The sequence below is a fragment of the Rhodococcus sp. F64268 genome, assembly GCF_023015605.1.
Classification (GTDB): Bacteria; Actinomycetota; Actinomycetes; order Mycobacteriales; family Mycobacteriaceae; genus Rhodococcus.
Genome location: NZ_JALKAI010000001.1, coordinates 644,439 through 657,377, shown reverse-complemented (window position 1 = coordinate 657,377; position 12,939 = coordinate 644,439). Strand labels below are relative to the sequence as shown.

At 64.6% G+C, this 12,939-nt stretch carries 10 protein-coding genes; 2 read left to right on the top strand and 8 right to left on the bottom strand.

What is annotated here, in order from left to right; genetic code table 11:
* Positions 1-50: 50 nt before the first annotated feature.
* The 6 genes from MWU77_RS03125 to MWU77_RS03100 form a co-directional block, all read right to left on the bottom strand.
* Complete coding sequence (locus MWU77_RS03125; RefSeq protein WP_247272913.1) at positions 51-1,622, bottom strand: recombinase family protein; 1,572 nt, start codon at positions 1,620-1,622, stop codon at positions 51-53.
* A 157-nt stretch (positions 1,623-1,779) separates the two neighbouring features.
* Positions 1,780-2,325, bottom strand: coding sequence for a hypothetical protein (locus tag MWU77_RS03120; protein WP_247272912.1), 546 nt, complete (start codon positions 2,323-2,325; stop codon positions 1,780-1,782).
* A complete protein-coding gene (locus MWU77_RS03115) occupies positions 2,322-3,611 on the bottom strand; it encodes a class I SAM-dependent DNA methyltransferase (protein ID WP_247272911.1) in 1,290 nt (429 codons plus the stop codon). The genes MWU77_RS03120 and MWU77_RS03115 overlap by 4 nt, the downstream gene beginning before the upstream one ends.
* 96 nt (positions 3,612-3,707) lie before the next feature.
* Positions 3,708-4,559: a hypothetical protein gene (locus tag MWU77_RS03110; RefSeq protein WP_247272910.1), complete on the bottom strand. Its 852-nt coding sequence runs from the start codon at positions 4,557-4,559 to the stop codon at positions 3,708-3,710.
* Complete coding sequence (ychF, locus tag MWU77_RS03105; protein WP_247272909.1) at positions 4,556-5,653, bottom strand: redox-regulated ATPase YchF; 1,098 nt, start codon at positions 5,651-5,653, stop codon at positions 4,556-4,558. The genes MWU77_RS03110 and ychF overlap by 4 nt, the downstream gene beginning before the upstream one ends.
* Before the next feature lie 36 nt (positions 5,654-5,689).
* Positions 5,690-6,118 (bottom strand): hypothetical protein, encoded by a 429-nt coding sequence (locus MWU77_RS03100; RefSeq protein ID WP_247272908.1) that lies wholly within the window; start codon positions 6,116-6,118, stop codon positions 5,690-5,692.
* Positions 6,119-6,301: 183 nt separating this feature from the next.
* Between MWU77_RS03100 and MWU77_RS03095 the strand changes: the two genes are divergently transcribed.
* Complete coding sequence (locus MWU77_RS03095) at positions 6,302-7,519, top strand: AI-2E family transporter (RefSeq protein WP_247272907.1); 1,218 nt, start codon at positions 6,302-6,304, stop codon at positions 7,517-7,519.
* Positions 7,520-7,526: 7 nt separating this feature from the next.
* On the opposite strand, the gene MWU77_RS03090 is transcribed toward MWU77_RS03095, so the two are convergent.
* Together MWU77_RS03090 and MWU77_RS03085 are read right to left on the bottom strand one after the other, a co-directional pair.
* Complete coding sequence (locus MWU77_RS03090) at positions 7,527-10,505, bottom strand: AAA family ATPase (protein WP_247272906.1); 2,979 nt, start codon at positions 10,503-10,505, stop codon at positions 7,527-7,529.
* Positions 10,502-11,695 (bottom strand): exonuclease SbcCD subunit D, encoded by a 1,194-nt coding sequence (locus MWU77_RS03085; RefSeq protein WP_247272905.1) that lies wholly within the window; start codon positions 11,693-11,695, stop codon positions 10,502-10,504. The genes MWU77_RS03090 and MWU77_RS03085 overlap by 4 nt, the downstream gene beginning before the upstream one ends.
* 78 nt (positions 11,696-11,773) lie before the next feature.
* Here MWU77_RS03085 and MWU77_RS03080 point away from each other — a divergent pair, with 78 nt between their 5' ends.
* Positions 11,774-12,937 carry a DNA recombination protein RmuC gene (locus tag MWU77_RS03080; RefSeq protein ID WP_169687703.1) on the top strand — a complete coding sequence of 388 codons (1,164 nt, stop codon included), beginning with the start codon at positions 11,774-11,776 and terminating at the stop codon, positions 12,935-12,937.
* The last annotated feature ends 2 nt before the right edge of the window (positions 12,938-12,939 follow it).

Below are 12,939 nucleotides of genomic sequence, written 5' to 3'. Positions count from 1 at the left end.
GGCCTGCCGCTTGCGGCCGGCCGATGGGTTGCTGGTCAACCCACTACCGCCTACTTCCAGACGATCTCGACGGAAGCCGGGTCGAATCCCTTCCGCCCACGTGGCTGTGGTTGCAGCGAGACCGTGGCCAGCGCGTCGACGACCTGCCGCCGCAGGTGCAAAGACGCCTCCCGGAAGGCCTTAACCGGGTCGTCGGTACCCAGCACCGGCGCGAGTGCACCAGCACGTCCCTGTAGGAGCCGCTGGGCTTCGAGCTCTTGGATACTCGACTCTGCGGCATCTCTGACCCGCTTGAGGTCGTGGCCCTCGATGATCTCCGCGTCGTAGTCGTGCTGGGCTCTGCTGATCTTGGCCCGTTGCGCACTGATCGCCGCGTCGATTGCTTGGGTCTCGGCGTTGTTGGTGGTAGCCGGAACCTGTCGCACCGCGTCGGGTTCGGCCAGGCGGCCGCTGATTACACCCGTTACGAAGTCGTCGATCGCGGGACCAGACCTGACCATGTGGCCTGGGCATGTGTAACCGCGTGGCGCGCCGGTGACCTTTTTCCCGCATGATTGGCCAGTCTCCGGATCAGTGAGACCGCACCGATACAAACCGCTCCCGAGGCGCTTGCGCTTGGTTGATCCGCTGGTGTTCGTTACACGCTTCTTGTCATCGAGGATCTCCTGCACCTTCCACCAGGTCTCGTCGTCAACGATCGACTCCCACTGTCCCCTGATCGGCTCTCCGACATCGTCGCGGAGGATCTGCGCGCGCCAGGTGCGACGTCGATTGCCGTCCTTCTGGAACTCTTTGGGCGTGTAGGTTGACATGCCCGCGTAGCGCGGGTTTCGGAGAATGCCCAGCACGGTGGACGGCGACCACGGGCCGTCAGCCTTGGGTTCCCGGGCCTCGTAAGGCCGGTTCTCTTCTTCAGCCCGGAGTTTCCGCGCTGCCTCACGCTCCACTGAAACCGTGTGCGTGTGCTTCGGCAGAGCGTCGATCCCCTCGATGACGTCCGCGCCGCTCAAAGCACGGGCGAGTGACCTGAGCGACTCGGGGTTCTCGGTCTTGGAGAACAGTGCGTAGATGGCGCGGACAGCGGCCGCCTCGTTCTCGATCACATCACCGTTGGTCGCGTACCCGAGGGGCCGCATACCCTTCGGCGCACGCCCCATCGCCGCTCGCTGCTTCTGCGCACGCGACTGGCGCTTACTCTTGCGCACCACCTCGGCGCGGGCGACCTGGATCTTGATCCCCGCGATAAGGAGGCCGTTCTCGTTGGTCAGATCGACGTCACCCGACACCGACTTCAGCAGCAGGCCGCGGAATCGTGCCGCGTCGACCCAGTCCTCCATCTGACGGGGCTGACGGGTAAGCCGGTCAAGGTCCCAGCAGACGATCGCGTCGAAAGCTCCGGCCTCGTAGTCAGCGACCATCCGGTCGTAGTCAGGGCGTGACTTCGTGGCGTCCGTGGCGCTCTTGGACTGATCGATGTAGGTCTCGACGATGGTCCAGCCTTCGCGCTCAGCTAAGCGTTCACAGTCCTCGCGCTGACGCTCAATGGCGAGCCCATCCATCTCCCGGTCCAGGGAAATGCGGAGGTAAATAGCCGCTCGACGGGATGGGGATTCAGTCTTCACACCTTCATCCTAGCGCCATACGTAAGCCCCGTACAGAACAAGTGACGTCCCGCTCCTGTATCTAGCAGAGACAGCAGACGGGTTTGCGGGCATCAGATACCCACAAACCCGTCCACGAGAAGTCGAATCGCTTCGCTATCGGTCCGCGATCTGTCGACTACGCCCAGAGCACGGCTTCAAATAACTCGATCCGCTCCCCCAGAACGGTGACTTCGGAACGGAGTTCAGCCGCCAGACGAGCCAACTCGTCAAACTTCCGCCGCTCCTCTCCCTCTAGCCACGGAACCTCCAGCCTGAGGAGTTCCTTGGCATTTACACGTGGGAGGTTCGCCCCTCCGACAAGTCGCTCGACCTCTGCGTAAAATCGTTCACTGCGTAGAACTGAAGCCAGGTAGAACGCGGTATGGGGCTCCGTTGGACGCAATGGGAGGATGTCCGTGCTGCAATAGCCGTCCTCCTTCGCCACACAAACTTTACGAAGCTTCGGCCGCAGCTTCCCATAGAGGACGTCACCGGCTTGAAAGGCCGCCTTGTTGGAACGAATTTCACTTTCACCCGCCAAGACCGGGGCGACCTCTCCCGTGCCGGACGCAATGTGCTCCAGGAGCACATACTGTCGGCCTGGATCGATCTTCTCCGGTTTCACGCTCGACCGGGCGAGCTGCACCACCTCGCCAAGTTGCACACGCTCAACTGCAATCACGAGATCAACTCCTCAATGCGTGCCAGTTTCGATGAGATCTCGCCAACGGATTCCTTCAGGAATCCGAGCGCCTCGCTCACAGTCGGTAAATCGTTGTCCGGGACATCGTCCCTGACGAGGAGATACCTCGACGGATTCAAGTTGTACCCATTCTCAGCTATCTCGGCGGGATCAACCTCTACCGCGAGTTCGGAGGGGGCACCTCGAAGCGCACGAAGAGCCTCCGGTAGATCACTCTGTGCGACCTGAGTTCGCCTGGCGTCAAGACTGAATCCGTCAGCCGTCAGCCGGATCATTTTGACGGTCGCGCCCGCGCGAGGCTTGACATTTCGCCAAATCAAGACAGCAGTTTTCACGTCGGTGTATGGCCTGAAAACGCCACTTGGGAGCTCTACCACCGCTTCGAGTGTGTTCTCCTCGAGTAGGCGCTTCCGCACGTAGCGAGCAGAACCGCTCCCGCCAGTAATCACACCGCTGGGCACAACGACCGCTGCCCGACCATTGTTGGCGAGAGCCTCCGAGATTGCCTCCACGAAGAGAAGCTCGGTCTTATTTGAACCGGAGGCAAATCGACGGGAGACATCAGCGCCGACCGCGCCTGCGAACGGAGGATTCGCAAGTACGACATCCGGCGCGGACGGCATCTTTGTCGTGAGGCCGTCACCGTGAAGGATGGTGCCACTCGTCATCCCATGGAAGACGACGTTGGCGAGCGCAATCCGGGAGATTGTCCGATCGATCTCGATTCCGAACTCAGGCCCAGTGCGCCCTTGACTTTTTCGATAGTCGGAAGCCGCCACAAGGAAGCCGCCGGAACCACAGGCCGGGTCAGCTACTATCTCACCGTCGATCGGGTCTAACGCCTCGACCATGAACTCGACGATGTGCCGCGGTGTACGAAACTGGCCGAAATGGCCCGCAAGACTTAACTTGGACAAGATGTGTTCGTAAATGTCGCCCAAGATGTCGCCGTACGCTTCGATGACAGGACCGATCAGGTCCATCGCCTCTGCTAGTGCGTGGTTGGCTAACCAAAACTCTGCGGCCTCGATTTCAGATCCAGGATCTACGCCGAAGCTGCGGCGGACTTCTGCCAGCTCCCGCGCGATGAGCTCTGCCGAGTTGTCAGCGGCGTTGCGGCGCAACTGTTCCCACCGACCAGGCGACGCGCCGACCATCAGCAGAGTGCCAATCAGGTCAGATACGACGATCGGGTTGGTTACGCCGGTAGACCAAATTGTGTCCCAGGCTCGGTCCACATCAGTCCTGATGTCATGTGCAAGCAACGAGCACTCCTTTCACCCAGACGTTCCGCTCGCCCTTCCAGGGCGGGGAAGCGACTCGTTAACCGAGGCTAGCCGGGGGTACCGACATCCGACGCTCTACTCGCGGTCCAGCCGTCCACGGCTGTGGTTGACGAACGCTACGTATTTGTCAGCGATTGGGCTTGCTTTGCGCTGCCTGTCGAGTTCTGCACGTGCCTGGGCACCCCTAGTTCCCACCATGCGGAACAGTCCTCCAAAGTTTGCTGCGAACGAAACCTTCGCAGATGGGCGCCGGGACTCCGGCCCCGAGAGCCGTTCACGCTTTCCTCGCTCGTTGAGTGGTTCTCCGTCGTGCGAACAGACAGATGGTTGACATCCGTCGGGGCAATTCTCGGCCGAAACGAACGAACCACCACGCGCCTGATGGAGAGCATCACGGAGGTTCGCCAGCGGCAGCGCACGTTCCAGAAACACCTCAACGATCTGTGGATAGCAGCGCCGACCGTCTTCCGTGTCGGTCCACCTCCACGTCATGACGAGCAACAGGTCGTTCGGATCAATGTTCTTGGCAAGTTCCGCAAAGTGCCCCTTCGACTCATCAGCTCCGAGGTTCATGGTCTTCGCTTCGATCCGAAACAGCTCGCCTTCGCGCGTGTCGGGATCCCAGTCACTGAGCGCGTCGACGCACGCATAGTCGTTGTACTGGTTATCCGCGATCCATGCGATCTCGATTCCATGGGTCTCCAGGGCCTGACTCATGTGGTAGCCCCAGAGCCCCTCCAGCAATAGCCCCATCCCGCTGCCCATTCGACCACCGCGGGTAACGAACGTCGCTCGTATGAAATCGTTGATCGTGCTGATGACCGCCGGCGACACGTTCCTGATGTAGTCGGACGCTTCACCAGCGGTGAATCGCGATCCGAACTCTCTTGAGTCCAGCGGGTCTTGGCCCGCCCTGGGGCCGGTCACTTTTTGCTTCCAGACGTCAGCCCAGTCCTGAACTCGACCACGTCGCCGTCGGCCATGACGTAATCTTTGCCCTCCATGCGGACCTTGCCCTTGGCCTTCGCCTCGGCCATCGATCCGGCCGCGTCGAGATCCGCGAACGATACGATTTCGGCCTTGATGAAGCCCCGCTCGAAGTCGGAGTGGATGACACCGGCCGCCTGCGGCGCGGTCGCGCCCTGCGGGATGGTCCAGGCGCGCGCTTCCTTGGGGCCTGCGGTGAGGTAGGTCTGCAGACCGAGAGTGTGGAAGCCGACGCGCGCGAGCGAGTCGAGTCCGGCTTCGTCCTGGCCGATCGAGTCGAGCAGTTCCTGCGCTTCGTCGGGTTCGAGTTCGATGAGCTCGGACTCGACCTTCGCGTCGAGGAACACGCAGTCGGCGGGCGCCACAGCCGCACGCAGTTCCTGCTTCTTCGCGTCGTCGGTAAGCACGGACTCGTCGGCGTTGAACACGTAGAGGAACGGCTTGGTCGTCATGAGGTTGAGCTCACGCAGCAAACCGAAATCGAGGGTGTCCTTCTTCGAGAACAGCGTGGCACCCTCGTCGAGCACGGCCTGTGCTTTGAGCGCTTCCTCATGCTGCGGCTTGAGTTCCTTGTTCTTCTTCGCTTCCTTCTCGAGGCGTGGCACAGCCTTCTCGAGGGTCTGAATATCGGCGAGGATGAGCTCGGTCTCGATGATCTCGATATCACCGAGCGGGTCGACGCGACCGTCGACGTGGACGACGTCGTCGTCGGCGAACACGCGCACGACCTGACAGATTGCGTCGGCTTCGCGGATGTTGGCGAGGAACTTGTTGCCGAGCCCTGCACCTTCGGACGCACCCTTGACGATGCCCGCGATATCGACGAACGACACGGTGGCGGGAAGGATGCGCTGCGAAGTGAAGATTTCGGCGAGCCGATTCAGCCGCGGATCAGGCAGTTCGACGACGCCGACGTTCGGCTCGATCGTCGCGAACGGGTAGTTCGCGGCGAGCACATCGTTCTTGGTCAGCGCATTGAAGAGCGTCGACTTGCCGACGTTGGGAAGTCCGACGATTCCGAGGGTAAGGCTCACAGGACCAAGAGTCTACGTGGTCGTCGCGACGCCCATTCATCCGCACGCCACACGCACCAGTTGCGCGATGCGGGCCGCCTGATCTTCGGTGGGAACCGCCGAGCCGTTGGTCGCGAGCTCTCCAACTTTCGCGTTCACCTCGGCATCGTCGGCGCCGTCTTCGATCAGCGGGCAGGTTTCGGTGACGATAGTTTCGATCGACTGGGTTTCACGATCGGATGACAGGTTCGGGTATGCGGCACGGAATGCAGTGACGAATGCGCCAAGTTTGGCGTCGTCGAACCAGTCCCCTGCCCGTTCGGCAACACTGGACGCTGCGCTCTGCACGGATGAGGCTGCGCCCTCCGCGCCTTCCTGGACGGAAGTGACCGCGACACCAGCCGACGAACGTACGCCCTCCGACGTGGCCGAGTCGTCCTCGCCGCACGCACTGAGGACTCCAGCACATGCGACGGCGGTGATCACACACAAAACCCTGCGAGAAACGAGATTCTCGATGTGCAGAAACATCCATCGAGGATGTCACGTGTTCGCGCTGGACACGGGCGTATCCGGCAAAACCGCATCCCCCGGCAGATCCGGCACTCTGGCCGTAGATTGGCGAATATCGATCGAGGCGATCAATACATTCGCGCGGAAGGACCACCGTTGAGCGAGGCGAAGAACACCTCCGACCACAAGGCAGGCGACAAGGCCGCGAAGCCGGATCGCGGCACCCTACTCGGCGTCGGTGGAATCTGGTTGGCGAAGTGGTCGGGCTGCCTCGTTCTCATCGCGGCCGCGGCTGTGGTGCTCGGCTGGGTCATCGAGAAGATGTGGGTGATCATCCTGCCGGTGGCCCTCGCAATCGTCGTTTCGACGATCCTGTGGCCGCCGACCCGCGGGATGACCAGGCGTGGGGTTCCGCCCGCGGCAGCAGCCGGGCTGACCCTCGTGCTGTTCTTCGCAATCGTCGCCGGGATCATCGCCGGCATCGTCCCGTCCGTCGTGGCGCAGGTTCCCGACCTTGCGAACAAGGCCACCGAGGGCATCAACACCGTGCAGGACTGGGTGCAGGGCCCGCCGATCAACCTGCAGGACGAACAGCTCGACAACGCGGTGCACGTCGTCATCGAACGTCTACAGGGCAGTGCCGCCTCGATTGCCGGCGGCGTGTTCTCCGGGGTGAGCACGGCAGGATCACTGCTGGTGACTCTGGCTCTGGTGCTTGTATTGACGTTCTTCTTCATCAAGGACGGGCCGAGGTTCCTGCCGTGGCTGCACTCGGTCAGTGGCCGCAGGGCAGGTCGTCACCTCGAAGAAGTCCTCGAGCGGATGTGGGCCACGCTCGGCGGATTCATCCGCACCCAGGCGTTGGTGAGCTTCATCGATGCATTGTTCATCGGCATCGGCCTCGTCATCCTGGGGGTCCCGCTCGCCCCGGTACTCGCGATCCTGACGTTCATCGGTGGGTTCATTCCGATCGTCGGTGCGTTCGTCGCAGGCGCACTCGCGGTATTGGTCGCCTTGGTCGCGAACGGGTTCACCACGGCAGTGATCGTGTTGGTCCTGATCATCGCGGTGCAGCAGATCGAGGGCAACGTACTGCAACCGGTGCTGCAGTCCAAGAGCATGAAATTGCACGCCGTGGTGGTGCTGCTCGCCGTGACGGCCGGCTCGTCACTGTTCGGGATCATCGGCGCCTTCCTGGCTGTCCCGGTCGCGGCAGTCGGCGCGGTGGTTATCCGCTACATCGGCGAACAGATCGACGCACGATCGGTGGAGCGCGACGACGGCGAGAACGAGGACGAGGACGACACGAAGGTCTTGCCTGCGCCGGGCGACACTTCAGCGCCCGACCCGAACTCGTCGCCGTCCAACCCGTAAGAACCGCTCAACCCGCCACCTGCACGGTGGAGCCGGTTCGACCACGCAACACGTGCAGGCGGCTCGGGATTCGTTGCCGCAGTTCGTCGACGTGGCTGACCACACCCACTACCCGCCCACCGGCACGCAGCTCATCGAGGACCCCCATCACGGCATCGAGCGCGTCGGCGTCGAGAGTGCCGAAACCTTCGTCGATGAACATGGTGTCGATCACCACTCCACCGGCCTCTGCTGCGACGACATCCGCGAGCCCGAGTGCCAGCGCCAGGGATGCCTGGAACGATTCGCCACCGGACAGTGTCTTGGTGGACCGCACCGAACCCGTGTACTCGTCGTGGATGTCGAGTCCGAGCCCGCCTCGCTTGCCGTGGCTACCGGCAGCGTCACTGTGCACGAATTCGTAGCGGCCACCGGACATCCTGCGCAGCCGCTCGGACGCCGCCTCCGCCACCTCTTCGAGGCGCGCAGCAAGCACATAGGAACGCAACGACATCTTGCGGTTGTTCGCCCCTCCACCGGCGACGACGTCGGCGAGTGCCGTGAGCTCGGCCTGCTCGTCGCGTAGCGGCACCAGTGCCTCGTAGGCCCGCTCGAGACGGCTCGCGTAGGATGCGATGTCGGTGTGACGGCGGTGTGCCTCGGTCGCGGCAGCGAGCGCGGATTCGAGTGCCGCAGCACCGGAGTCGACCACCGCGCGCGCGGCCTCGACATCGGCGACCTCGTTGCCGGTGAGAGCAGCGATCCCCGGTTCGGCGAGCACCGCGGCGACGATCGCCTTGCGGTTCTCTGCGTCGCGGATCTCGTGATCGATCTCCGCGATTCTCGATGCGGGGCGCATCGCGGCACGCGCGTGTACGAGATCGGTGAATCCGCCGTCGGTTGCGGCGGCCTCCGCTTCACGAGCGCGCTGCTGCGCAACCGAACGCACCTGAACCACCCTGAGCCGGGCATCGAGCCATGCGGTGGCAGCGCGCACCACAGTGGCGAGGTGCTCCCGTTTCGCTGACAACGATTCACTGCCGTCGACTGCCGCCGCGATTCGGCGGCCGGTCTCGTCGGCCTCCGATGCGAGTACCGCATCGTCGCGGGCAATGGTTGCCAGGACGGTCTCCGCCTCCCGCTCTCGGGCCTGCAGGGCAAGGTCGCGTTCGTGAAGATCAGCGACCGCGCGGCGGCGCCCCTCCAGCTGCGTTGCCGCAGACTCGGCCGTGTCGTGCGCCCGGACGGCGTCCGCGTGCGCCGCGGCCGACTCGTCTTCACAAGAGTCGCCGCTGCGTTGCCGCAGGATCGCCACCGCGCTGGTGGCATCTCCGACCGCTGCACGCACCTCGGTGAGCGCCTTCGCTGCTCGCTGCTCGGCGGCATGGGCGTTCTCTTCGTCGTCCTCGGTCGCGGCGTCCGGTTCGGGCTGTGCCGGCGACGGATGTGCGACTGCTCCGCACACCTCGCAGGGATGCCCCTCGACCAGCCTGGCAGCGAGTTCCGCCGCCATGCCGGCGATTCGGCGAGCACGAATATCGAGCAGGGCCTCGTGCGCCAGATTGTGATCCGAATGGCGCTGCGCCGCCGCCTTCTCGAGTTGGTGAAGTTCTGCACTGCGCGAGCGCAATTCACGAGCAGCGGCAAGCGCGTCGGCGGCGCGGTCGCGGGCATCGCGCAACCCCGGGAGCGACGCTGCAGCCTTCTCCGATTCGGCGACCGCGGCCGCCGCCTCCGTCACCAGGGTGGGCAGGGCAGCACGTTCCGCAACAATACCTTCGAGTTCTTCATCGACGGTCTGCCGTTTTCCCTCCAAGGCCTCACGCCGCGAGACGATCTCGGAAAGACGCCGCTGCTGGTCGATCAAGGCGTCGAGTCCGGTCACCTCACTCGACCACTGCTCGCAGCGGGGACGGATCCGCACGCGGTCGGATTCGTCGGGCGGCCCGGGCACCTCGTCGAGCAGGCTGCGCCCCTCGACCGACTTCGCGAGAACCGATGAAGTGGAGTCGAGTTCGTCCTGTGCAGCCTCCGATTCAGCAGCAGCGCCTGCCGCTTCGCGATCGAGAACCGCCACCAGCTGCGCACGATGCGCTGCGTCGCGTTCGGCGAGAATCGCGCTGCGCTCCGGCTCGGTGACGTCGAGCCGGGCTCGGTCCGCGAGTGCTTCGCCGCGTCGCCGGATTCGTTCTGCCAGCACGACCGCCCGGTCGAGTGCGGCGCGGTTGACACGATCGGTCTCGCGGGCGTCGGCATGCGCCGCCTCGGCCGAATCCCGGACGTCGGCGGCATCGGCCAGTAACCTGCGGGCCCATTCGACCGGTTCGGCATCGGCTCCCGCCTCGATCCCGGCGGCGGCGGCCACCTTCGCCGCGAGCACGTCGACAGCCTTCTGCTGTTCGGCAAGCGCTTTCGCGCCGGACCCTCGACGCTCGCGGAACCATTGCTCGACGTCGCCGAACCTGGTGGTGTCGAACAGTCGCTCGAGAAGTTTGCCGCGCTCGTCGCTGGCCGCCCGCAGAAATTTCGCGAATTCACCCTGCGGCAGCAACACGACCTGGAAGAACTGTTCGGCGCTCATCCCGAGCAGCCCCTTGACCACATCGCCGATCTCGGGGATGCGCGACAGGTTCTCCCCGGTGCCGTCGAGCCACAACAGGGTGGCTTTCGCCTGCTGCTTGACGGTGCCGACCCCGCGCTTCTTCGGGCGTTCGAATTCGGGACTGCGCTCGATGCGTAGTCGCCGACCACCGATCGTCGCCTCGAGGCAGACCTTCGGTGTAGCGCCCGTGGGCGCGTGGTCGGACAGCAACCTGCGCCCATCGGCGCGGGCGCCGGGCACCGTGCCGTAGAGCGCGAACGCGACGGCATCGAGGATCGACGTCTTCCCCGCACCGGTCTGTCCGTGCAGAAGGAACAACCCGTCGGCCCCGAGATCGTCGAAATCGACGGCGACGGTGTCGGCGAACGGCCCGAAGGCGGTGACCTCGATCGAATGCAATCTCATGCCGGTACGTCCACCCGCTGGTCGTGACCGGAGTCGTTGCCCCGCGACTCATCGCCGACGCCGCGGCGGCGATCCTCGTCGCGGAAGGCCTGTTCGAACCATTCCCTTTCGCGGGTGGACGGCTCGGAGCGGACGTCGGTGAGAAACGACGATGCGATCTCGAGGTCGGTGCGGCCTCGTACCTTCTCCCGGTAGCTGCCGTCGGATCCCGAATCGGGACGTTCCCATTGCACGTGCACAGCATGCGGGAACCGCTCCTGCAGCCGTCGCATCGCGTCGACCGGGCGAGCCCGGTCGGTCAGGACAGCAGCGACGTAGTGGTCCTCGGCGGCCTCGTGAGCCGAATCCGCGAGTAGATCGTCGAGATCGCCGGTGAGCTGGGTCAGCTCGCGCACCACGGGCAGGTCGACGCGGTCGACGGAGGCGAGGCCGGTCTCGTCGAGCTCGACGAGCCACACCGCCTTGCGATGAGAGCGCTCACCGAACGAATAGGGCAGCAACGACCCCGAGTACCGGACGTGTTCGGACACCGTCTGCGGCGAATGCAGGTGCCCGAGCGCCACATAGTCGGCGCCGTCGAAAGTGGCCGTGGACACGGTCTCGACCCCACCGACCGAAATCGACCGTTCCGACTCGGTCGGCTCCCCGCCCACGACGAACGCGTGCGCCAGCACCACGGTGCGGACGCCGCGCTGGGCGGCGTCGGTCTGCACCCGGGCCATCGCGGCGTCGAGGATATCCTGATGCGACCGTGCACCGGGGACGTCGAGTTCGGTGCGGGTGATCTCCGGTTCGAGATACGGGATGCCGTAGAACGCGACCGGCCCGTGCTCGTCGTTCAGCACCACGGGCCGATCAACCTGCGAGACCCGTGTGATCAGGTGCAGTCCCCCGTGCGCAGCAAAGGCTGCACCCGCGCCGAGCCGCACGGGCGAGTCGTGGTTGCCGGAGGTAGCGACGATCACTGCACCGGCGGCACGAATGGCCTCGAGCCCGGCATTGCACACTGCGACGGCGTCGGCACTGGGGATGGAGCGGTCGTAGATGTCGCCCGGTACCACCACCACGTCCACCCCACGCTCCGCGACGAGTTCTGCGACGGCGGTGAGCGCGGCGGCCTGGTCGGCGAGCAGGTCCACACCGTGGAAGGTGCGACCGATGTGCCAGTCGGAGGTGTGCAGGATCCGCATGTCGTCAGACGGTAGAGGAAGGGACCGACACGCTCGGGTTCCGGGTAACTGTCACCGCGGTGCGGCATCATGCGGCTCATGTCAGCTCTCACGGCTCTGGGTCTCGTCGTCGCACTCGCCCTCGGGGTGGTGCTCGGCTGGCTGCTGCACGCATCGCGCAGCGGCGACCGCGCAGCGCGTGCCGAAGCGCAGCTCGCTGCCCTCGAGGCCAACGAGTCGCAGTTGCGGCAATCGTTGAGCGCAGTGAACGAGGATGCCGCGCGTCGGCATTCCGGCGCCGTCGGCGAGCAGGTATCGCGGTTGGTCGGGCCCCTGCACGAGGCAGTCGGGGCGCTGTCGAGGCAGGTCGAGAACGTCGAGCGGAGCCGGATCCACGCGTATGCCGGTCTGACCGAGCAAGTGGAAGGGATGCACCGCGCCTCCCAGTCACTGTCGACGCAGACCCAGCAACTCGTCACGGCGTTGCGAGCGCCGCAGGTGCGCGGCAGGTGGGGCGAGATCCAGCTGGAGCGGGTCGTCGAGCTGGCCGGGATGGTTCGGCACTGCGACTTCGACACGCAGGTATCGAAGGAGGGCGTACGCCCCGACCTGTTGGTCTACCTCGCAGGCGGCAAACAGATCGTGGTGGACGCCAAGGTGCCGTTCGCCGCCTATCTCGACGCGGCGCAGGAGGAGGACCCGGCTCAGCGCGAGCGACATCTGACCCGCCACGCACGTCAGTTGCGCACCCACATCGACCAGCTTTCCGCGAAGTCGTACTGGGAGTCGTTCGATCCGACACCGGAGTTCGTGGTGCTGTTCGTACCGGGCGACCCGTTCCTCGATGCAGCCCTCGGCGCCGACTCGGATCTGCTCGAGTACGCGTTCGCACGAAACGTGATCCTCGCCACCCCGACCACGCTCGTCGCTCTGCTGCGCACGATCGCCTTCACATGGCGCCAAGAGGCCCTGTCGCGAGACGCCGCGACCATCCACAGGCTGGGTAGAGAGCTGTATCAGCGCCTCGGCACCGTGGGCGATCACCTCGATCGGCTCGGCGGACAATTGGGCAAAGCAGTCGATTCGTTCAACCTCACGGTGTCGTCGATGGAGACACGGGTGGGAGTCACCGCCCGAAAGCTCGATGAGCTGGAACTTTTCGATGGCGACGTGCCCGAGGTCCGGCGTGTCGACTCGTGGCCGCGACGCAGCACACTCGCAGAAACTGCGGAATCCGACGGTCCTGTCGACGAAGCAAGCTGATT